Origin of the sequence: Chitinimonas sp. JJ19 (genome assembly GCF_036961565.1) — a bacterium.
Lineage (GTDB): Bacteria > Pseudomonadota > Gammaproteobacteria > Burkholderiales > Chitinimonadaceae > Chitinimonas.
Genome location: NZ_JBAMDD010000006.1, coordinates 110,436 through 130,465, shown reverse-complemented (window position 1 = coordinate 130,465; position 20,030 = coordinate 110,436). Strand labels below are relative to the sequence as shown.

The following is a 20,030-nucleotide window of genomic DNA, read 5'->3' as shown; positions in this document are numbered from 1 at the left end:
GTGGCGTAGGAGGGTTAGTCGAGCAGGCCTTCGGCACGCAGGGCGGCCTGCACGGCGGGGCGCTGGGCCACGCGCTGCATATAGTCTCCCAGATGCGGCCAGGGGGCCAGGCTGATTTTGAGGAAGTTGCACCAGTTGACGCAGGTGAACAGATAGCCGTCGGCCACGGTGAAGGTATCGCCCATCAGGTACTGGTGCTGGCCCAGGTGCTGATCCAGCCAGCCGAACCATTGCTCCAGCCGGGCTTGTGCGGCGGCGCGTGTCTCGCCTGGGGCGCTGGGGTTCCAGAGCGGGCCGAAGGCTTTGTGTATCTCGGTGCCGATAAAGGTAAGCCATTCCTGCAGGCGATAGCGGGCCATGCTGCCATTGGGCGGTGCCAGCTGGCTGTGTGCTTGCTGGTCGGCGATGTATTGGACGATGGCCGGGCCTTCGGTCAGCGTGGCGCCATCATCCAGTATCAGGGTGGGCACATAGCCCTTGGGGTTGATGGTGTAGAAGTCGGTGCCATCCTGGGTCTGGTGGTTCTTGAGGTTGACCCTGACCAGTTCGACCGGTAGCCCGGCCTCACGCAGGGCGATATGGGGGGAGAGCGAGCAGGCGCCGGGGGAGTAGTAGAGCTTCATGGCTGGGGATATCCGGGTGAGGGGGTTAGCGTAGGGTATCGGAGACGACGGGTTTGTAAGCCATGACCCGATTGCGGCCCGCTGCCTTGGCGGCATAGAGGGCCTGGTCGGCTTCTTTCAGCAGGCTTTCGATATCGGGCGACAGTTCGTTGGACCGGGTGCAGCCCACGCTCATGGTGATCGGCAGGGCCTGACCATCCTCCAGCAGGATGGGCTTGCTGGCCAGTGCATTGCGCAGTCGTTCGGCTGCCTCCAGCAGGCCGGCTTCGGTCTCTTCGGGCAGCAGGACGGCGAATTCCTCGCCGCCCAGGCGGCCAAACAGGTCGGTTTCGCGCAGTTCGCCCTGCATGCGCTCGGCAAATCGTTGCAGCACCTGGTCGCCAGCATCATGGCCGTGGGTATCGTTGACTGCCTTGAAATGATCCAGGTCCAGCATCAGCACGCCTACCTGATGGCCGTAGCGTACGGCGCGCAGCCATTCCAGCTGTGCCCGCTCCAGAAAGTAGCCGCGATTGGGCACGCCGGTGAGTGGGTCGAGGGTGGCGCGGCGCCAGAGTGATTCCTGTGCCTGCTTGCGCTCGCTGATATCGGTGAGGTTGACGAAATAAGCCCGCTCGCCCTGGTATTCGATAACTGAGCCGGACAGCGCTACCCAGTAGCTGTCGCCATTGGGGCGGCGGAACTTGAGTTCGTAGTCGGTGAGCGACTGGCGGGCGGCCAGCTGCGCGGTGATCTCCACATGGTGCTCGGGTCGTAGGTAGAGCTGGGTCAGCGGCTGGCCTACCAGCGATTCGACGGGCAGGCCGCATAGCTCGGCGGCAGCCTTGTTGGCCTGCAGGATGATGTCGCCGTCTGCCCGCACCAGCATCAGCGGGCGCGAGATGGTTTCGATGGCGCGCACGATATGGGCATCCTGCTCCTGCAGCCGTTGGGCGCCCAACTGCAGTGCCAGCGCCAGCTTGGCCTCGCGCCAGCCGCGCCAGATCATGGCCAGGCCAAAGCACAGCAGGACCAGCAAGGTACTGACATAGGCGCCGGCCTTCAGGCGCCAGTCGCCGTAGTAGGCATGCTCGGGCTGGCCCACCAGCACGATGAAGGGAAAATGCTCCAGCCGGCGGAAGGTATAACCCCGCTCCACGGCATCGTAGGGGGAACGGGTAACGGTATAGCCGGTACTGCGGCCGTCGACCCAGGCACTCAGCATCAGGCTGTTGGCCGGTGCCTGGCCGATGACACCGGGAATTTCAGGGTAGCGGGCCACCACCAGCAGGTTGTTGTCGGTCAGGGTAAATACGCTGCCCTCGACCGCTTCCAGTCGCCGTGCCAGTTGATGGAAGTACTCCAGCTTGACCAGCGCTACGACCATGCCGCCTATCTGCCTATCCCCCGACGGAATACGGCGGGCCATCAGAAAGCCCAGTTCGATGGAGTTTGGTATCTGCATGGGGGGTGAGAACACCAGCTCCTGGCCGGGGTTGTCCTGCAACTGCCGATAGAAGCCGCGCTGGCGCGCATCGGCTGGGCCATAGTAGCCAGGGCTGAGCGCTGTACTGCCGTCGGGTGACACAAAGGCCAGGAACTCGACCTGCGGCAAGGTGGATAGCTTGTCGTCGAGCAGGATGGAGAGGCTGAGTTTTTCGTCTGCCGTGATGGTGGGCAGGCGCGCCAACTGGTGGGTATCGACCCGGCCGGCAAGGTCGCGCAGTACCAGGTCGGTTTCGCGGAAGGCGCCGTCCAGCTGTTCCTTCAGCAGCAGGCTGAGATTATGGCCCGCCAGTTGCGAGGCTTTGCGGGTGTCCTGGTGTGATAGCACCAGTTCCCAGGCGATCAGGCCGCTCATGACGCAGGCAGCCGCCAGCAACCAGCTCAGCAGGCGTCGCCGCGCCTGCAGGAACTCGCGAATTTCCACCAGCCGGTGTGGCCGCCGCAGTAATGAACGTGTTTGGGACATGGGGCGTGGTCGCCGGGTCCTGCAACAGTTGACGCTGCAAAGTATAGAAGTCGACCCGGCGGCTTGCCGGGCGGTTTGCAGTATCGACGGTGGCCCGGCGGGCTGGGTGCGGCCCCTGCTGCACCCGTTGCGGGTCAGCGGCCTAGTCGCGCAGCCACGCTGCTGCCTGGGGGGCGAAGTAGGTCAGCACCCCATCTGCGCCCGCCCGCTTCATGGCGGTCAGCGCCTCCATGGCCACGGCGCGCTCGTCCAGCCAGCCATTCTGGGCCGCTGCCTTGATCATGGCGTATTCACCTGACACCTGATAGACATAGGTGGGCACGCGGAACTCGTCCTTTACCCGCCGCACGATATCCAGGTAGGGCAGGCCAGGCTTGACCATGACCATGTCGGCACCTTCCTGCAGATCCAGCGCCACTTCGTGCAGGGCCTCGTCCGAGTTGGCCGGGTCCATCTGGTAGTTGTACTTGTTGCCCTTGCCCAGGTTGCCGGCCGAACCCAGCGCATCGCGGAAAGGGCCGTAGTAGGACGAGGCGTACTTGGCCGAGTAAGCCATGATGCGGGTATGGATAAACCCCGCCGCATCCAGCCCCTTGCGGATTTCGCCGATACGGCCGTCCATCATGTCGCTGGGGGCAACGATATCGACGCCGGCCTCGGCATGGCAAAGCGCCTGCCGTACCAGGATGGCGACGGTTTCATCGTTCATCACATAGCCGGTGTCATCGATCACCCCATCCTGGCCGTGGCTGGTATAGGGGTCGAGGGCGCCGTCGGTGATGACACCCAGCTCAGGAAAACGCGACTTCAGGGCGCGAACTACGGTGGGTATCAGTCCTGCCGGGTCGCAGGCGGCCTCGCCATCGGCCGTCTTGGGGCCTTGTATCACCGGGAACAGGGCCAGTGCCGGTATGCCCAGTCTGAGCGCCTCCTCGGCCTTGGGCAGCAGGGCCTCCAGGCTCATGCGCACCACGCCGGGCATGGAAGCCACGGCTTCTTCGCGCTTGCCCTGCCCTTCCAGCACAAACACCGGCCAGATCAGATCGTTGGTGCTGAGTACATGCTCACGCATCAGGCGGCGGCTGAACTCGTCGCGCCGCATGCGGCGGGGGCGGTAGCTGGGATACTGGCGGTTGCTGTGCATGGGAGCGTTCCGGTAAGGGCAGAGACGGTCAGGCGGCAGGCGGGGTCCACACCATATCGATATGGGGGATATCGTCTTCGAGATAGGTCTCGCTGATGGGCACAAAGCCCAGCGACTGGTAAAAGCCGCTCAGATAGGCCTGCGCGCCTATGGTATTGGGTTGGCCGGGGTAAACGCGCTGGTGGCCGGCCAGGCCTTCCTGCATCAGGGCCTTGCCGGCACCTGTGCCACGGGCCTCGGCTGCGGTCACCACGCGGCCCAGCGAGGGGGTGGCGTATTTGTGGCCGGCCGGCACCAGTCGCAGATAGGCCACCAGCCGGTCTTCGGCGTTACGGCCCAGCAGATGGTGGCTGTCGAGATCCTTGGCATCGAGATCGGGGAAGGGGCAGGTCTGCTCCACCACGAACACGGTCTGCCGCAGCACGCCCACTTCATGCCATTGCAGGCTGCTCAGTTCGGCCAGGGTGGCCCATTGCCACTGCAGCATCAGGCGCTTAACCGGGCGCGGGCGCGGGCGATGGCGGCGCGTACCTGCTTGGGTGCCGTACCGCCGATATGGTCGCGGCTGGCCAGCGAGCCCTCGGGTGTCAGCACATCAAACACATCGCCGGCTATCAGGGGCGAGAAGGTCCCCAGTTCCACCAGGCTCAGTTCGGCCAGATCCTTGCGCTGTTCGCCGGCATAGCGCACGGCCAGGGCGACGGCCTCGTGGGCATCGCGGAAGGGCAGGCCCTTCTTGACCAGGTAGTCGGCCAGGTCGGTCGCGGTGGCGTAGCCCTGCTTGACGGCACGGCGCATGGCATCGGGTTTGACTACCACGCCGCGCATCATGTCGGCCACGATGCGCAAGGTAGCCGACAGGGTGTCGACGGTGTCGAACAGCGGTTCCTTGTCTTCCTGGTTGTCCTTGTTGTAGGCCAGCGGCTGGGCCTTCATCAGGGTCAGCAGGGCCATCAGGTGGCCGTTGACGCGGCCGGTCTTGCCCCGTACCAGCTCGGGTACATCGGGGTTTTTCTTCTGCGGCATGATGCTGGAGCCGGTGCAGTAGCGGTCGGCCATGTCGATAAAGCCGAAACGCGGGTTCATCCACAGCACCAGCTCTTCGGACAGGCGCGACAGATGCGTCATCACCAGGGCCGAGGCAGCCGTAAATTCGATGGCGAAATCACGGTCGCTGACGGCATCGAGCGAGTTTTCGCAAACGGCATCGAAGCCCAGTTGGCGCGCCACGAACTCGCGGTCTATCGGGTAGCTGGTGCCGGCCAGGGCTGCGGCGCCCAGCGGCAGGCGATTGACGCGCTTGCGGGTGTCTCGCAGGCGCTCCACATCGCGCGCCAGCATCTCTACATAGGCCATCAGGTGGTGGCCAAAGGTAATGGGCTGGGCTACCTGCAGGTGGGTAAAGCCCGGCATCACCGTCTCGGCATGCTTTTCGGCCAGGTCCAGCAGTGAGTGCTGCAGGTCTTCTGCCAGGTGCACCAGGGCGTCGATCTCATGGCGCAGCCACAGGCGGATATCGGTGGCGACCTGATCGTTGCGGCTGCGGCCGGTATGCAGGCGCTTGCCGGCATCGCCTATCAGGTCGGTCAGCCGCTTCTCGATGTTCATGTGGACGTCTTCGAGGTCCAGCGACCACTCAAAGGTGCCCGCCTGGATGGACGCCAGTATCTTGGCCATGCCCTCGGTAATGGCGTTCAGGTCATCGCCCGACAGAACCCCCACCTTGTTGAGCATCTGGGCGTGGGCCAGCGAGCCCTCGATATCGTATTCCGCCAGGCGCTTGTCGAAGAAGACCGAGGCGGTATAGCGCTTGACCAGTTCGGCAACAGGCTCGGAAAAACGGCCGGACCAGGTTTTCGGGGCAGCGTCTTGCATGAACGCGAGTTCCAGAATGGGGATGAATTGCCCGATTATAGGGCAATTGGTACTTTTGCCGCAGTGCGGCAAAGCCGTAATGTCGCGGGATTGGTCACGAAAGCGATAGATATTGCATTGCCAAGGCCTTGATAGTAAGCGGCGGTTCAGGCTTGCTCGCTATAATGCGGCGATTCGCGTGGCCTTCGCCGCGCTGCACCAGAGTGGGTCATGAGCAAGGATTACAAGAGTAGCAAGCGTCCGGCAGCCAGTAGCAGCAAGCGCGGTGGCGGCGGAGGGGGCACCCTGGCTGGCCTGTTTATCGGGCTGTGCATGGGTCTCGTCATCGCCGTGGCAGCTGCACTCTATCTGAACAAGGCGCCCAACCCCTTTGCCGGGCGTTTGCCCGACCCGGCGCCGGCCAAGCCGGCGGCCACACCTGTTGCGCCAGAGATACTGGCGCCGACCGGCTCCAACAACAAGCTGCCAGTGCGGCCGGCCCAACCTGCGGCCACGCCCCCTGCCAACCAGGGCAAGGATGCCCAGCCGTTCACCTTCTACGACATCCTGCCTGAGCCAGGTGCCGAGACCAAGCCGGCAGCACCGGCCAAGCCGGCCGATGCGGTGCCGCCTGCCACGGTGCAGCCGGCGCGGGGTAGTTATCTGCAGGTAGGGGCATTCCAGAACGAGGCCGATGCCGACAACCTCAAGGCCAGGCTGGCCCTGTTGGGCATGGAAGCCAGCATCCAGACCAGCGAGGTGGAAGGCAAGGGCGTGCTGCACCGCGTGCGCCTGGGCCCGCTGACCCAGGCCGAAGAAGTAGACCGCGTGCGCGCCCAGCTACGCGTCAACAACATCGACTTTACGCTGATCAAGCAATAGTGCCTGACGGCACACCCAACCTAACCATCATCCAGCCAGGGAGTAAGCATGCGCATCGCCCAGTTGTTTTCCCGCCTTATTGCATCGGCCGCCGCCGTGTTGGCCCTGCAGGCCACTGCTGCCGATATACGGCCAGGGGTAGAGTTCGACTACCTGCCCAAGGCCATGCCGACCGAGCCGGCCGGCAAGATCGAGGTGGTGGAATTCTTCTGGTATGGCTGCCCCCACTGCAATCACCTGGAGCCCGCCGTGCAGGCCTGGGCCAAGACCTTGCCGCCTGAGGTGGCATTCCGCCGCGAGCACGTGCTGTGGAATGGCCGTACCGATATGGACGGCCATGCCCGCTTGTTCGTGGCACTGAAGACCATGAATCAGGTCAATGCCCTGACCCCCAAGGTGTTCGATGCTGTCCACCGCGACAAGATCGAGCTGCGGGACCCCGCCGTGGCCGTGGATTGGGCCACCAAGCAGGGGCTGAATCGCGCCCAGTTCGAATCGGCTTACAACGGCTTTGGCACGGCCGCCCTGCTGGCCCGCGCCAAGCAGATGAGCCACGACTACGATATCGACGGCGTGCCCTCCTTTGTCATCAACGGCAAGTACAAGACCTCGCCCAGCAAGGTCGGTGGCGGTGATCAACGCTTCTTTGAGGTAATCAACGCCCTGATCGCCAAGGAAAAGGCCGCCAAATAAGCCGGCCAGGGTAGTGGCATGAAGGAAAGCGCCTACGGGCGCTTTTTTCATGGGCAGGGCCTGCAGGCCGTGGTGCGGACGGCTGCTTGCGCTTGAATTCTGGCTGTCTGGCCTTATGCTCTCGGTTTGAATGATAAAACGGGAGAGGAAATGAAATACCTGCATACCATGGTGCGTGTCACCGACCTGGACGCTTCGCTGGCGTTCTACCGCGATGCATTGGGACTGGAGCTGGTACACCGCAAGGATTACGAGGCTGGCCGCTTCACCCTGGTCTATCTGGCAGCCCCTGGCGACCATGACGCCCAGGTGGAGCTGACCCATAACTGGGACCCCGAGGTCTATGCCGGCGGCCGCAACTTTGGCCATATCGCCTATGCCGTGCCCGATATCTATGCCGCCTGCCAACGACTGATGGACCACGGCGTGACCATACTGCGCCCGCCCCGCGATGGCCGCATGGCCTTTGTGCGCTCGCCAGACCAGATATCCATAGAGCTGCTGCAGGATGGCGACGCCTTGCCGCCGGCAGAGCCCTGGGTATCCATGGGTAATACCGGCAGCTGGTAAGGCAGTTGCGCGGGGCTGCGCTGCGGCCCAGCTGCAGTCGTTTGCGGCAGAGGGTTGCCTAAATCGCCCGACTTGGGCAGAATGCCGCCTTCGAGACCTGACGACGAGGTGTCGGCGCCGCGAAAACGGCACCGAACAAACACCGAGATCAACAAAGGTGTTGACACAGCGAACCGCATCGCTATAATGCGCGGCTCCCTGGGGTCGTTAGCTCAGTTGGTAGAGCAGCGGACTTTTAATCCGTTGGTCGCAGGTTCGAGTCCCGCACGACCCACCATAGGGACTCACTAGGCAGTATCTTGGGGCGTTAGCTCAGTTGGTAGAGCAGCGGACTCTTAATCCGTAGGTCCACAGTTCGAATCTGTGACGCCCCACCAAGAACAAGCAGTAAAGTCTAAGGGTTAGCGTGAAAGCGCTAGCCCTTTTTCTTTGCCTGTTCGAGTCAGCGCTGACAGGCTGTCGGCGATAGTTATTGCCGCGATGATGGAAATAACGTCACTGACTTGGTCAAGTGATCTGTTCGATCGTGCTGACATTATCGGTGCCCTGATTGTGCGGGCGCCAGCCCTTTTGCCGGGATACGCCAATACGGTCGGCCAGCAGGCCCGCCCAGGTGCTGTCGTCTGGCTCATCTATGATCATGACCGCCTCCATCTTGGCGATCAGTGCGGCCTTCACGCCGGCCAAGTTGAAAGCGATATCACGTTGGAAGCTGGCGCCATGCCCCTCGAAGTAGATCATCCCAAGCCCTCATTTCGTCCATTGAGGGTGGCCCAATAACCACTCCAGTCCTTGCAGAGCGCATCGCGCAAGCGCTTTCGATTTCGGAATTGCAAGTCTTGTATCTAGATCGCTATCCGATCCAATTCGGTAGTTTTGCGGAGCAAGTGACGTCCCCTTGAAGAGCGTTGCTCTCAAGAAGCGTATTTTTCAGATCCCAGAACTGGCGCGGCATAAAAACGGCTAACGTTGGAAGTAACCTGCTGCCGGAGTTGCGCAGCAACGGAGGGAACCCAAAGCGCAGCTTTGGGCAGTCAGGTTGACTGAAAGGTTAGGTAACAATCTTTGATACCACCGTTGTTAGAGCTGAGTAAATTCTATGAAGTCTGTGAGTGGGCTCGTGAATATTTATTGGAGATGTAATAATAATCAGCATTTTCTTATTGCTTAGCGCGTATTCGTCACTTCTGTACGTTACTCCGGATGCAAGTTTAGTAATGAACGATCTAGTAGTGTTTTGCGCTCCTTGGCTGAGGGGAGTGATCTCAATGACATCGATGGAGTAACCCACCTCAAGCTGTCGGGCCCTGATCTTTTCTACTGACCATTCGGCTTGGTCAGAGTATTGGAAAACGGAAATATTAATTTCGTCTGAACTTCTGCTCTTGTTTTTTACTTTTGTTAGCCTAAAAGAACAGTGCGCGCCTGGTGATAATTCAAATAGCCAGCCGTGGGGTGCTTCAATTGGTGTCGCATGATTCGCGTAATTGGTGCATGTGGAATTACTTATGGACCGAGAGTATCTGTATTCGTGCTGATTGAATTTTCCGGTGTAAAAGGAGGCTTGTACTAGGCCGCCGGCTAGTGCTAGAAGTATGACGACTATTTGGCGCGACAGCAGCATTGATGTTGCCTAAAGTTGGAGGTAACGTGCGGCCGGAACGCCGCATGCGTGGACGGAACCCAAAGCGCAGCTTGGGCGGCCAGGTTGACTGAAAGGTTAACCCTGATCATTTGAGCCAAGGGGAGAATTGGCCACACCACATGATAGTATAGCAAACGACAAATTGATTGCTAAGCGCCCGCTCAGCTAGTGCTTCTGCGGCCTCTCGCCCAACACCTTGTAGCAGTTTTGCCTGACCTGCACCGACCAGCGCACTTACACCAACGAATGCCCAGCTCCCCCTGAGTTCCAGCATCACCATTCGGCTCCAACGGATTGGCAATATTAAGGAGATCAAATGCGGTGAAACGGTCGAGGTCCAGGCGCGCAGTATAGTGCGTGTTGCGCCGTAAACCCACGCCCACGGATGTGCAATCCACTGCATACGACCCTAATTGCTCAGGTACCAAGCTCGCCAAATCGTACAAAATCCTTGTACTTAGGATTACTCCTTCTCATTTCCTCGCCCTCTGCATCAGAGAAATGAAAGATATTACCAAACTCCACATGGGGCACATCAAAACCGAGCTCTTTCAATTTTTTCAACGCACCTTCCGCCCAGTAATTTACGGGGTAAATTCCCTTAACACCCCCAGCACTCATCTCATATGGACTGAACATCCATACGCTTAGCTTTTCAGCCCTAAGCTCAGTGGAGAACAACCCCTTCTTAATTTTCGTCTCAGAAGTAGGATGATAATCCTCCCGCAAAGTCCTAGAATAGCCATAAATCAATTCAAAATGATCATCAAGCCATGTGATCAGTTCTTTTTCATGGCAAAAAGTATGGTCAAACTCACTAATAACCGTACATTCATGCATTAATCTTTTATCGGGCTTAACAAAGACTTGGCTTAGCACTAGCATCATATTTCCTTCAGAGCTAGTAACATCCAGATACTCTAGCTCTGAAGGGTGCATTCGCACAGGGAGCTTTGAAATATCTTTATTCTCCCCAAAGTTAACGGAGAATTTTGATGGCAAACCAGAGCAGTAACGAAGGATATGCTCTCTAACCCACGGAAGATCAAAGCCCTTCTCTTCGTCCGTAAAGAAATATAGCTTCGTTATATTCCTAACCGCTTTTTTCTTAGCAAACAACACAATTACCCTCCAAACATCTTATTTATCCAAAGTGCCCACTTGTTTACATTAACAGTTACGTTCTCCAGCTCATCTCTTGCCCACTTGGCACGATGTCTAGCTTGAAGTTGTACCAAGTTTTGAATTGCCCCTGGTTTCCTACCAGTCAGGACTGCCGGTAAGAGCGTAAGCCTTGGCTAGGCATCCGGGAGTTGTCACCTTTGCGAGCCTGGATGCATCTGCATCCAGGCTTTTTGCTTTGCTACGCGCCGTATGAGCCCGACGGGTGAACCTTCCTCACGCCGGCGCGATCTGCGCTAGCCGCAACCATTACCTGGCTGCTCGGCAAACATGGCCTCCATGCGGCGCTGCATTTCCTCCGGGCCTACGTCCTCGATGTGGGTGGACAGCATCCACTTGTGGCCGAAGGGGTCGCTCAGGCCGCCGCTGCGGTCGCCCCAGAACTGGTTTGCCACTGGCATGGTGAGGGTGGCGCCGGCCTCGACGGCTCGTGCGATGGCGGCATCGACGTCGGGGACGTAGAGCACGATGGTGGTGGGGGTGTTGCCTATGGTGGTGGGGCTGAGGGCGCCCCATTCGACGGCTTCTTCGCCCATCATGATGGGGGCTTCGCCTATCCTGATCTCGGCATGCATGATTTTGCCGTCGGGCCTGGGCATACGCATCAGCTCGACGGCGCCAAAGGCCTGTTTGTAAAAGTCGATAGCGCGGGCGGCGTCCTGGATGGTGAGGTAGGGTATGCCGCAGGCGTAGCCGTCGGGTATGGCTTTGACAGTCATGGTTTCCTCCTGGATGGGGTTTGTGCCGGGTGGTCTTGCAGGCAATGCTTCTGAAGACTAGTGCATGTTCTAGAAGCTTATATGACGGCTTGCCAGTCTGCCCGCTGGTGATAGGTACTCGCTGCCCGGAGTGCTTGTTACTTCTGTGGCTATCCTGATTCAAGCAGCGCCGTGGCACACTGGCGCAAAGTGAAGGAAACCGTATGCCTCAACCCAGCCCTGATCGACCCCATCCCCCGCTGACCTTCCGCCGCAAGGTGGTGCGCAAGGTGCTACCTGCCCGGTTTCATGCGCGGGTCGAAGCGGTGTCTTGGCGTGATATGGCCTTGGCGGTCGGGCCTGTGCTCTTGCTGATAGTGGGCTTGGTGGCGGGGGCGATCTGGTGGCTGAATCCGGCGCCGCCCAAGATATTGACCATCAGTACCGGCCCCGAAGGCAGTGCCTTTCACCGGCATGCCATGAAATACCGCGACATCCTGGCGCGCGATGGCATCAGGCTGGTGGTGCAGGAGTCGGAGGGCTCGCTGGAGAATCTGGCGCGGCTGAGGGCGGGCGAGGCGGATATCGGCTTTGTGATAGACGGGGTATCGCCAGAGGCCGAGCGGCAGGGGCTGGTGTCGCTGGGTAGCGTGTCGCACCAGCCGGTATTTGTGTTTTACCGAGGCGAGCAGGTGCTGACCCGGCTGGCGGAGCTGGAGCACAAGAGGATTTCGATAGGCCGCATAGGCAGCGGTGCGCGGGTGCTGGCGACGGCCATGTTCAAGGCCCATGGTATCGAGCAGGGGCGCAATGCGCAGTTGCGCGGGCTGGAGGCGGGCGATGCCGTCGATGCGCTGATGGCGGGCGAAATCGATGCGGTGTTGCTGATGGGGGATTCGGCGCCGCTGGAGATCACCCGCAAGCTGATGCGGGCGCCGGAGGTGAAGCTGATGAGCTTTGCGCAGGCGGATGTGCTGGTCCGCCGCATGGGGGCGCTGAACAAGCTGGCCCTGCCCATGGGGGCGATCGATATGGCGCGCAATATTCCGCCGGCCGATGTGAGCCTGGTGGCCCCCAATGTGGCGCTGGTGGCGCGCGAGAGCTTGCACCCTGCCCTGTCGGATTTGCTGATCGAGGCGGCGCGGGAGGTACATGGCCGGCGCGGCCTGCTACAGGATGCGGGGGCGTTTCCGGCAGCCAGGAGCAGCGATTTTGCCCTGAGCGAGGATGCCGCCCGCTATTACCAGTACGGTAAGGGCTTCTTCTATCGCCACCTGCCGTTCTGGCTGGCCAGCCTGCTGGATCGCATCGTGATCGTGCTGTTGCCGCTGGCGGTGTTGTTGATCCCTGCCCTGCGCCTGCTGCCCTGGCTGTACCGCTGGCGCATACAGGCGCGCATCTACCCCTGGTATGGGGCGCTGATCTCGCTGGAGCGGGGGCTGCGTGATGAAGCGGCGCAGGATACGGCTGCCCTGCTGGCCAGGCTGGATGAGATAGAGCAGGGGGTGAATGCACTGAAGGTGCCGCTGGCGTTTCTAGACCAGATTTATGTGTTGCGCGAGCACGTTGCCTTTGTACGGTCTCGATTGGCATCCAACGCCACGCAAAAAGCGGGAACCGAGCCGACTTGATCTGGTCGTCACTGGGGTAGACTTGGGCGTTTAGATTTCATTAACTCTACTTTCGACAGGTGACCATGCCGCATGACATCAATCTGATCACGACGATCGCCGCCGGCCTGGGCCTGGCCATGATCATGGGCTTTATTGCCTCCCGCCTGCGTATGCCCCCCTTGGTGGGCTATCTGGTGGCGGGCATCATCATCGGCCCATCCACCCCTGGCTATGTGGCCGATGTGGCGCTGGCTGGGCAGTTGGCCGAGATAGGCGTGATGCTGTTGATGTTTGGTGTGGGCCTGCATTTCTCCATGGACGACCTGCTGGCGGTGAAGCGTATCGCCGTGCCGGGGGCCATTGTGCAGATTGCGGTGGCAACGGCCATGGGTATGGGGGTGGCCATATGGCTATGGGATTGGTCGCTGGGGGCGGGCCTGGTGTTTGGCCTGGCGCTGTCGGTGGCCAGTACCGTGGTGCTGTTGCGGGCCTTGGAGGCCCGTGGCGTGCTGGATTCGGTCAATGGCCAGATTGCCGTGGGCTGGCTGGTGGTGGAAGACCTGATCATGGTGCTGGTGCTGGTGTTGCTGCCACCCATGGCCGGCCTGCTGGGCGGCAAGGTCGATGATGCAGCACAGGGCGCTGCGGCAGCCGGTACCAGTGTCTGGCTCACCATAGGCATTACCCTGGCCAAGGTGGCGGCGTTTATCGGCCTGATGCTGGTGGTGGGGCGCAAGGTGTTCCCCATGCTGCTGTGGCAGGTGGCCCGGACTGGCTCGCGCGAGCTGTTTACCTTGTGCGTGGTGGCAGCGGCGGTGGGGGTGGCTTATGGCTCGGCCAAGCTGTTTGATGTGTCGTTCGCGCTGGGCGCCTTCTTTGCCGGCATGATGATGCGGGAGTCGGAGTACAGCCACCGGGCGGCCGATGAATCCCTGCCCCTGCGCGATGCCTTTGCCGTGCTGTTCTTTGTCTCGGTGGGCATGCTGTTTGACCCCCAGGTGCTGCTGGATGAGCCGCTCAAGGTATTGGCGGTCGCGGCCATCATCATCGTGGGCAAGACGGTGGCGGCCATGGCACTGGTGCTGGCTTTCCGCTATCCGCTCAATACTGCCCTGACGGTAGGCGCCAGCCTGGCGCAGATAGGGGAGTTCTCTTTTATCCTGGCTGGCCTGGGGGTGGCGTTGGGCTTGCTGCCTGTAGAGGGGCAGAGCCTGATACTGGCTGGGGCCTTGATCTCGATTGCCTTGAATTCCGTGGTGTTCTCGGCCATCTCGCCGCTGCAGAACTGGCTGCGCAAGCATTCCGAGCTGGCCCGCAAGCTGGAGGCACGTACCGATCCGTTGGCCGAGCTGCCCATGAGCACCGACCAGGCACAGTTGACCGGGCAGGTGGTGCTGGTGGGCTATGGCCGGGTGGGCCGCCGTATTGCGCGGGCCTTGCGTGAGCAGAAGGTGGCCTATGTGGTGGCCGAACAGAACCGTGAAGTCGTGGAGCGCTTGCGCGGTCGCGGTGTAGCGGCGGTATGTGGCGATGCGGCCGACCCGGCGGTTTTGATACAGGCGCATATCCATCGTGCCGGTACGCTGGTGATTGCCACGCCCGATACCTTGAAGGTGCGCAAGATGGTGGAGACCGCCCGTACGCTCAACCCTGGGGTGGAGATACTGGTGCGCAGCCACAACGAGGAAGAGGCCGAGCTGCTGAGCAAGGAGAACATCGGCACGGTGTTCCTGGGCGAGGAGCAATTGGCCCTGGGCATGGCCCGGCATATCCTGGCACGCCATGGCGACAGCAAGGGTTGATGCGCCGCTGGGTGTCAGTGCGGGTGGCCGTGATACTGGCGGAACCAATCAACGAAATGCCCTAGCCCAGTGCTGAGCGGGGTCAGCGACTGCGGCCCTATCAGGGCCTGCAGGGCGCTGGTGTCGGCACAGGTGGCATGGACATCGCCGGCTTGCAGGTCGAGATAGCGCTTGTGGGCGGTGCGGCCGGTGAGGGTCTCCAGCACTTGTATGAATTGCAGCAAGGGTATGGCCTGTTGCTGGCCCAGGTTGAGCAGGCGATGCGGCGCCCCAGGGCCGCTGGGGGCCAGCGGCAGGATGGCCAGCATGGCACGCACGATATCGTCGATATAGCTGAAGTCCCGTTGTGACTGGCCATGGTTGTAGACCGTCAGGTCACGGCCGGCCAGGAGGGCTTCGGTAAACAGCCAGGGCGCCATATCGGGCCGGCCCCAGGGGCCATAGACGGTAAACAGGCGCAGGCCGCTGCAGGGCAGGCCATAGAGCTGGGCATAGCTGTAGGCCATGGCTTCGCCGGCCTTCTTGGTGGCGGCGTAGAAGCTCTGTGGCTGGTCGGTACGGGTCTGCTCGCTGAAAGGCGCCTGGGCGTTGCCGTAGACACTGGACGAGCTGGCGTACAGCAGGTGTTGTACCGGGTGCTGGCGGCAGGCCTCCAGCACATTGGCCATGCCGACCAGATTGGAATGCACATAGGCCTGCGGCGCGACCAGCGAGTGGCGCACGCCGGCCTGGGCGGCCAGGTGGATGACGGCGTCGAAGGCTTCGTGCCGGAACAGGGCCAGCAGGGCTGGTGCATCGGCGATATCGCCCCGGACAAAGCGAAACCCGGCCTGGCTGTGCAACTGCGCCAGCCGTGCCTGCTTGAGGCTGACCGGGTAGGAGTCATTGAGGTTGTCCAGCCCCACTACCTGGTGGCCGGCCAAGCATAAGGCCTGGGCCGTATGCATGCCGATAAAGCCGGCGGCACCGGTCAGCAGGATTTTCATGGGGTGCGCTCATCATGCTGGCGCCAGTGCTCCATCAGCTTGGCGTATTTGACGAAGGCAAAGAAGCTGCCGATGGCGATATGGGCAAAGCCGGCTGCGCCATCCTGCCAGCCACGCTTGAGCAGATAAAAGCGGAGAAAGCGGGCCAGTGGGGCGCCAAGCAGCTTGCCCGGCCCCACCCGGCGGCCTTGCTGGAACAGGGCGTGGGCCTGGATATCGGTGTAGCGGTTCTGTTTTTCCAGGTAGCTGGCCAGGCGCTCGGCTGAGTCGTGCAGCAGATCACCGCGCAGTTCGCCTGCGCCCTGGGGGCAGAGCACATGCTCATGCACGGCATGTTCGGTCCAGTTGGCCTGGCGACGGTCGAACAGGCGGATATTCCAGTCCGGGTAGCCCTCGCCGTGGCGCAGGTAGCGCCCAAAAAAACGGTTGCGGCGGGCAATGCGATAGGCGCCGTGGCTGGGCTGGGCCAGCACACTGCGTATGGCGCTGGCCAGTTCCGGTGTCAGGCGCTCATCGGCATCCAGGCACAGCACCCAGTCATGGCTGGCCAGGCTGACGGCCAGACGCTTTTGCGGCCCAAAGCCAAGAAAATCCTGCCGGGTGATGCGGGCGCCATAGCGCTCGGCCAGGGCCAGGGTGTCGTCGCTGCTGCCTGAATCCACCACGATGATCTCGTCCACCAAGCCTTGGGCCGAGTCGAGGCAGGGGCCTAGCTGGTCGGCGGCGTTCTTGGTAATGAGGACAAGACTGAGTTTTTGCATGGCTGCGAATTTGACTATGTAGGGGGCGAGGTAGGGCGTGGCGCTGCCAATTCTAGCGCGCCAGCCAGATCTGCCACCGCATTCTCGCTTGCCTGTGTTGTTTTCAGCGGGTTTGGCCTTGCCCGCCCCTGCCAACGGGTGGGAGCGGATGTAGCTTGCGCAGTCTTTGTGGCGGTCGGGGATGGCCGGCAAGGGTCTGCCGCTTATAATCCGTCCATGTCCAAGATACTGCTGATACGGATGTCGTCCATGGGCGACATCATCCACAACTTTCCGGCCGTGACCGAGCTGCGCCGGCATTTCCCCGAAGCGCTCGTCCACTGGGTGGTGGAGGAGGCCTTTGTTGGCCTGGCGGGTTTGCACCCCGGGGTGGACCGCATCGTGCCCTTTGCCCTGCGGCGTTGGCGCAAGAAGCTGTGGAACGGTGGCAATCGGGCCGAAATGCGGGCGTTCAGGTCGGCCATTGCCGAGTCGCATTACGATGTGGCCATAGACAGCCAGGGCCTGCTCAAGAGCGCGCTGGTGGGCAAACTCAGCGGTGCTGCCCTGGTGGGTTACACCCGCCATACGGTGCGTGATCCACTGGCCAGCCTGTTTTACGACCGCCGCTTCGATATACCGGCCGTGCACGTAATAGAGCGCAACCGCATGCTGACAGGCCGGGCGTTGGGCTATGAGCCCGAGGGCAGGCTGGACTATGGCATTGCGCCGCCGCAGCTGAGCCTGGACTGGCAACCGCAGCAGCCTTATGTGGTCTGTCTGACCGCCACCGCCCGTGATGCCAAGCTGTGGGATGAGGCCAACTGGATTGCGCTGGGCCAGTGGCTGCAGGGCCAGGGCCTGCAACTGGTGTTTCCCTGGGGCAGTGATGTGGAAAAAGCCCGCTCGCAACGCTTGGCGGCCGCCCTGCCCGGCAGCGTGGTGCCACCCCGCTTCTCGCTGGTGGAAGGCGCGCGCCTGCTGGCCGATGCCCGCGCCGCCATCGGTGTGGATACCGGCCTCATGCACCTGGCCGCTGCCGTGGATACCCCCACGGTAGGCATATTCTGCGATTCCGACCCCCACCACGCGGGTGCCCGTGCCCGTACCTTCTCGCAAAGCCTGGGGGGGGTGCAGCAGCCACCCGGCGTGGCCGAAGTACAAGCCGTGGTCAGCGCGGCCCTGGCGGCCCGATGAGTTGGCTGTGGCGCCTGCTCTACAGCCTGGCCTGGTATCTGGCCCTGCCGCTGGCCTTTGCGTATCTGTGGCGGCGTGGTGGCCGGCAGCCCGATTACCGGCGTGACTGGCCTGAGCGGCTGGGGTTTTACAAGCAGTCGGTTACCGGCCCTGTCATCTGGTTGCATGCCGTGTCGGTGGGTGAGACGCGGGCGGCACTGGTGCTGGTAAATGCCTTGCAGCAGCGGCATCCCGACCACCGCATCGTGCTGACCCAGATGACGCCTACCGGCCGCGATACGGCCAGGCAGTTGTTTGGCGACCGTGTGACCGTGGCCTATCTGCCCTACGACCTGCCGGGTGCGGTGGGGCGCTTTCTGCGGCATTTCCGGCCCCGTTTCGGGGTGCTGATGGAGATGGAGCTATGGCCCAATCTGCTACACGGCAGTGCCGATGCGGGCGTGCCGCTCTATCTGGTCAATGCCAGGCTGTCGGAAAAATCATCGCGCGGCTACCAGCGGGTAAGCGGCCTGGTGGGACCAGCACTGGCCCGCTTGGCCGGGGTGGCAGCCCAGGGGCCACGCGATGCTGAGCGATTGACCCGCTTGGGGGCGAAGGCCGTGCAGGTGAGCGGCAATATCAAGTTCGATTTTGAGCTGGATGCCGGCCTGACCGGGCTGGGGCGGCAATGGCGGCAGCAGATGGGTGAGCGGCCTGTCTGGGCAGCCGCCTGTACCCGCGAAGGCGAAGAGGCGCTGCTGCTGGATGCCCTGGCGCGCCAGCCGCTGCCGGAAGGGGCCTTGCTGGTGCTGGTGCCGCGCCACCCGCAACGCTTTGACGAAGTGGCCAGCCTGTTGGCGCAACGCGGCCTGCGCTATCTGCGCCGTAGCCAATGGCAGGGAGAGGCCGCCCTGCCAGCCCAGGTACAGGTGCTGCTGGGCGATAGCCTGGGTGAGCTGGCCGCCTATTACGCGGCTGTCGATCTGGCCTTTGTCGGTGGCAGCCTGGTGGACCTGGGCAGCCATAGTGTGATTGAGCCCTGCGCCCAGGGCGTGCCCGTGCTACTGGGGCCTTCCAGCTTCAATTTCGCCGATGCGGTGGCCGAGGCTGTGGCCTTGGGCGCGGCGCAGCAATGTGCCGACGCAGACGCGGTAGTGGCGGCTGTGTCCAGCCTGCTGGCCGCGCCTGCTGCCCGCCAGAGCATGGCGCAGGCCGGCCTGGCTTTTGTGGCCGGGCATCGTGGCGCGGTGGCGCGGGTAATGGCCTTGCTGCCCTGATCTGGTTAAGGAACAGGGCTTTTCAGCTTAGAGCGGCTAACAAAACCCAGCGTAACGCCAGCGTAGCGGTTCTGGCCAGGCGTGGGAGCGATGGCACGCGCAGCAGGCAGTACGTGGGTACGGCAAGCTCGCACAACAACGCCAGAAGGGCTTTGTTAGCCGCTTTTAAACGAGTACATCATGGATCTGATTTTTCTGGGTACCTCTTCGGGTACCCCCACCAAGCAGCGTAATGTCACGGGCCTGGCCTTGTTGGAGGAGACAGGCAGCAACTGGTATCTGGTGGATTGTGGCGAAGCGACCCAGCATCAATTGCTGCATACCGCCCTGTCCGTCCATGACCTGCAGGCCATCCTGATTACCCATGTGCATGGCGATCATTGCTACGGCCTGCCAGGCCTGCTGGCCAGTGCAGCCATGCTGGGGCGCAAGCAGCCCCTGACCATTATTGCGCCAGCCGCTGTTGCGGACTGGATACGCGCCACCCAGCAACTGACGGCCTTGTTCCTGCCTTATACCCTGCAGTTTCTGTCTGTCGAGGCGTTGGACAGCTGGCAGCACAACAACTGGACGGTCAGGGCGATACCGCTGTCGCACCGTGTGCCTTCTTATGCCTATTGCTTTAGCGAGACGACGGTAGAGGCCGCGCTGGACACCGCCCGCCTGACTGCCGAGGGCATACCACCCGGCCCGCTGTGGGGGCAGCTGAAGAAGGGCGGCGAGGCGGTGCATGCGGGGCGCACGCTCAGGGGGAATGACTACCTGCTGCCGCCCCGTGCCCCCAGGCGCATTGTGGTGGGGGGCGACAATGACAACCCTGATTTACTGGCCGAGGTTTGTGCGACAGCACAGGTACTGGTGCATGAGGCCACCTATACCCAGGATGTGGCCGACAAGGTGGGCGATGTGGGCCATAGCGCCGCCGCCAGGGTGGCCGGTTTTGCCGAGGCCGCCGGTCTGCCCCATCTGGTACTGACTCATTTCAGCGCCCGCTATCAGACCGATGTCAGTGCCTCGCCGTCGATAGACGATATCCGCGCCGAAGCGGCAGCGCAGTACCGTGGTCAGCTATGGTTGGCAGAGGATTTTGCCCGCTATCGCCTGAACAAGGCGGGGCAGTTGAGCCTGGTGGGCTAGTGCCAGAGTCAGCTGTAAGGCGGGAGTCTTATGAGGACTTCGCGGGTGACCTTGACA

At 61.9% G+C, this 20,030-nt stretch carries 18 protein-coding genes and 2 tRNA genes; 10 read left to right on the top strand and 10 right to left on the bottom strand.

What is annotated here, in order from left to right:
• Nucleotides 1-14: 14 nt before the first annotated feature.
• The 5 genes from gstA to argH form a co-directional block, all read right to left on the bottom strand.
• Nucleotides 15-623 (bottom strand): glutathione transferase GstA, encoded by a 609-nt coding sequence (gene gstA, locus V7714_RS09470; RefSeq protein WP_335709493.1) that lies wholly within the window; start codon nucleotides 621-623, stop codon nucleotides 15-17.
• 25 nt (nucleotides 624-648) lie between these two features.
• Nucleotides 649-2,574: a sensor domain-containing diguanylate cyclase gene (locus V7714_RS09465; protein WP_335709492.1), complete on the bottom strand. Its 1,926-nt coding sequence runs from the start codon at nucleotides 2,572-2,574 to the stop codon at nucleotides 649-651.
• 142 nt (nucleotides 2,575-2,716) lie between these two features.
• Nucleotides 2,717-3,718, bottom strand: coding sequence for a porphobilinogen synthase (gene hemB, locus V7714_RS09460; protein WP_335709491.1), 1,002 nt, complete (start codon nucleotides 3,716-3,718; stop codon nucleotides 2,717-2,719).
• A gap of 28 nt (nucleotides 3,719-3,746) precedes the next feature.
• Nucleotides 3,747-4,205: a GNAT family N-acetyltransferase gene (locus V7714_RS09455; RefSeq protein WP_335709490.1), complete on the bottom strand. Its 459-nt coding sequence runs from the start codon at nucleotides 4,203-4,205 to the stop codon at nucleotides 3,747-3,749.
• A complete protein-coding gene (gene argH, locus V7714_RS09450; protein ID WP_335709489.1) occupies nucleotides 4,205-5,593 on the bottom strand; it encodes an argininosuccinate lyase in 1,389 nt (462 codons plus the stop codon). The genes V7714_RS09455 and argH overlap by 1 nt, the downstream gene beginning before the upstream one ends.
• A gap of 210 nt (nucleotides 5,594-5,803) precedes the next feature.
• Here argH and V7714_RS09445 point away from each other — a divergent pair, with 210 nt between their 5' ends.
• The 5 genes from V7714_RS09445 to V7714_RS09425 all read left to right on the top strand — a co-directional run bounded on the left by V7714_RS09445 (nucleotide 5,804) and on the right by V7714_RS09425 (nucleotide 8,094).
• The gene (locus tag V7714_RS09445) at nucleotides 5,804-6,454 is read left to right on the top strand and encodes an SPOR domain-containing protein (protein WP_335709488.1); all 651 of its coding nucleotides are present in this window, start codon (nucleotides 5,804-5,806) and stop codon (nucleotides 6,452-6,454) included.
• Between the two features lie 48 nt (nucleotides 6,455-6,502).
• The gene (locus V7714_RS09440) at nucleotides 6,503-7,147 is read left to right on the top strand and encodes a thiol:disulfide interchange protein DsbA/DsbL (protein WP_335709487.1); all 645 of its coding nucleotides are present in this window, start codon (nucleotides 6,503-6,505) and stop codon (nucleotides 7,145-7,147) included.
• A 150-nt stretch (nucleotides 7,148-7,297) separates the two neighbouring features.
• Nucleotides 7,298-7,717, top strand: coding sequence for a VOC family protein (locus V7714_RS09435; RefSeq protein ID WP_335709486.1), 420 nt, complete (start codon nucleotides 7,298-7,300; stop codon nucleotides 7,715-7,717).
• 201 nt (nucleotides 7,718-7,918) lie between these two features.
• Nucleotides 7,919-7,994: transfer RNA gene (locus V7714_RS09430), tRNA-Lys, on the top strand.
• A 24-nt stretch (nucleotides 7,995-8,018) separates the two neighbouring features.
• Nucleotides 8,019-8,094: transfer RNA gene (locus tag V7714_RS09425), tRNA-Lys, on the top strand.
• Nucleotides 8,095-8,224: 130 nt separating this feature from the next.
• Here V7714_RS09425 and V7714_RS09420 read toward each other — a convergent pair.
• The 3 genes from V7714_RS09420 to V7714_RS09410 form a co-directional block, all read right to left on the bottom strand.
• Nucleotides 8,225-8,458: a hypothetical protein gene (locus tag V7714_RS09420; protein ID WP_335709485.1), complete on the bottom strand. Its 234-nt coding sequence runs from the start codon at nucleotides 8,456-8,458 to the stop codon at nucleotides 8,225-8,227.
• Between the two features lie 1,321 nt (nucleotides 8,459-9,779).
• Entirely contained in the window at nucleotides 9,780-10,481 is a 702-nt protein-coding gene (locus V7714_RS09415; RefSeq protein ID WP_335709484.1) for a hypothetical protein, read from the bottom strand.
• A gap of 299 nt (nucleotides 10,482-10,780) precedes the next feature.
• Nucleotides 10,781-11,263 (bottom strand): VOC family protein, encoded by a 483-nt coding sequence (locus tag V7714_RS09410; protein WP_335709483.1) that lies wholly within the window; start codon nucleotides 11,261-11,263, stop codon nucleotides 10,781-10,783.
• 203 nt (nucleotides 11,264-11,466) lie between these two features.
• Here V7714_RS09410 and V7714_RS09405 point away from each other — a divergent pair, with 203 nt between their 5' ends.
• Both V7714_RS09405 and ybaL read left to right on the top strand, forming a co-directional pair.
• The gene (locus tag V7714_RS09405; protein WP_335709482.1) at nucleotides 11,467-12,873 is read left to right on the top strand and encodes a TAXI family TRAP transporter solute-binding subunit; all 1,407 of its coding nucleotides are present in this window, start codon (nucleotides 11,467-11,469) and stop codon (nucleotides 12,871-12,873) included.
• A gap of 65 nt (nucleotides 12,874-12,938) precedes the next feature.
• Nucleotides 12,939-14,657: a YbaL family putative K(+) efflux transporter gene (ybaL, locus tag V7714_RS09400; RefSeq protein WP_335709481.1), complete on the top strand. Its 1,719-nt coding sequence runs from the start codon at nucleotides 12,939-12,941 to the stop codon at nucleotides 14,655-14,657.
• 14 nt (nucleotides 14,658-14,671) lie between these two features.
• Here the strand turns inward: ybaL and V7714_RS09395 are convergent, their stop codons facing one another.
• Together V7714_RS09395 and V7714_RS09390 are read right to left on the bottom strand one after the other, a co-directional pair.
• Complete coding sequence (locus V7714_RS09395; RefSeq protein WP_335709480.1) at nucleotides 14,672-15,643, bottom strand: NAD-dependent epimerase/dehydratase family protein; 972 nt, start codon at nucleotides 15,641-15,643, stop codon at nucleotides 14,672-14,674.
• On the bottom strand, nucleotides 15,640-16,404 hold the full coding sequence (locus V7714_RS09390) for a glycosyltransferase family 2 protein (protein WP_335709479.1): 765 nt from the start codon (nucleotides 16,402-16,404) through the stop codon (nucleotides 15,640-15,642). Before V7714_RS09390 ends, V7714_RS09395 begins: the two co-directional genes overlap by 4 nt.
• 216 nt (nucleotides 16,405-16,620) lie before the next feature.
• On the opposite strand from V7714_RS09390, the gene waaC reads away from it, so the two are divergent.
• The 3 genes from waaC to V7714_RS09375 all read left to right on the top strand — a co-directional run bounded on the left by waaC (nucleotide 16,621) and on the right by V7714_RS09375 (nucleotide 19,973).
• Nucleotides 16,621-17,580, top strand: coding sequence for a lipopolysaccharide heptosyltransferase I (waaC, locus tag V7714_RS09385; protein WP_335709478.1), 960 nt, complete (start codon nucleotides 16,621-16,623; stop codon nucleotides 17,578-17,580).
• The gene (waaA, locus tag V7714_RS09380) at nucleotides 17,577-18,836 is read left to right on the top strand and encodes a lipid IV(A) 3-deoxy-D-manno-octulosonic acid transferase (RefSeq protein ID WP_335709477.1); all 1,260 of its coding nucleotides are present in this window, start codon (nucleotides 17,577-17,579) and stop codon (nucleotides 18,834-18,836) included. The genes waaC and waaA overlap by 4 nt, the downstream gene beginning before the upstream one ends.
• A 180-nt stretch (nucleotides 18,837-19,016) precedes the next feature.
• Nucleotides 19,017-19,973, top strand: a complete 957-nt coding sequence (locus V7714_RS09375) for a ribonuclease Z (protein WP_335709476.1) — start codon at nucleotides 19,017-19,019, stop codon at nucleotides 19,971-19,973.
• The last annotated feature ends 57 nt before the right edge of the window (nucleotides 19,974-20,030 follow it).

Bases quoted from the DNA above. Each gene is read 5' to 3' on its own strand.
- gstA (WP_335709493.1), bottom strand. From the start codon at position 623: ATGAAGCTCTACTACTCCCCCGGCGCCTGCTCGCTCTCCCCCCATATC.
- V7714_RS09465 (WP_335709492.1), bottom strand. From the start codon at position 2,574: ATGTCCCAAACACGTTCATTACTGCGGCGGCCACACCGGCTGGTGGAA.
- hemB (WP_335709491.1), bottom strand. From the start codon at position 3,718: ATGCACAGCAACCGCCAGTATCCCAGCTACCGCCCCCGCCGCATGCGG.
- V7714_RS09455 (WP_335709490.1), bottom strand. From the start codon at position 4,205: ATGCTGCAGTGGCAATGGGCCACCCTGGCCGAACTGAGCAGCCTGCAA.
- argH (WP_335709489.1), bottom strand. From the start codon at position 5,593: ATGCAAGACGCTGCCCCGAAAACCTGGTCCGGCCGTTTTTCCGAGCCT.
- V7714_RS09445 (WP_335709488.1), top strand. From the start codon at position 5,804: ATGAGCAAGGATTACAAGAGTAGCAAGCGTCCGGCAGCCAGTAGCAGC.
- V7714_RS09440 (WP_335709487.1), top strand. From the start codon at position 6,503: ATGCGCATCGCCCAGTTGTTTTCCCGCCTTATTGCATCGGCCGCCGCC.
- V7714_RS09435 (WP_335709486.1), top strand. From the start codon at position 7,298: ATGAAATACCTGCATACCATGGTGCGTGTCACCGACCTGGACGCTTCG.
- V7714_RS09420 (WP_335709485.1), bottom strand. From the start codon at position 8,458: ATGATCTACTTCGAGGGGCATGGCGCCAGCTTCCAACGTGATATCGCT.
- V7714_RS09410 (WP_335709483.1), bottom strand. From the start codon at position 11,263: ATGACTGTCAAAGCCATACCCGACGGCTACGCCTGCGGCATACCCTAC.
- V7714_RS09405 (WP_335709482.1), top strand. From the start codon at position 11,467: ATGCCTCAACCCAGCCCTGATCGACCCCATCCCCCGCTGACCTTCCGC.
- ybaL (WP_335709481.1), top strand. From the start codon at position 12,939: ATGCCGCATGACATCAATCTGATCACGACGATCGCCGCCGGCCTGGGC.
- V7714_RS09395 (WP_335709480.1), bottom strand. From the start codon at position 15,643: ATGAAAATCCTGCTGACCGGTGCCGCCGGCTTTATCGGCATGCATACG.
- V7714_RS09390 (WP_335709479.1), bottom strand. From the start codon at position 16,404: ATGCAAAAACTCAGTCTTGTCCTCATTACCAAGAACGCCGCCGACCAG.
- waaC (WP_335709478.1), top strand. From the start codon at position 16,621: ATGTCCAAGATACTGCTGATACGGATGTCGTCCATGGGCGACATCATC.
- waaA (WP_335709477.1), top strand. From the start codon at position 17,577: ATGAGTTGGCTGTGGCGCCTGCTCTACAGCCTGGCCTGGTATCTGGCC.
- V7714_RS09375 (WP_335709476.1), top strand. From the start codon at position 19,017: ATGGATCTGATTTTTCTGGGTACCTCTTCGGGTACCCCCACCAAGCAG.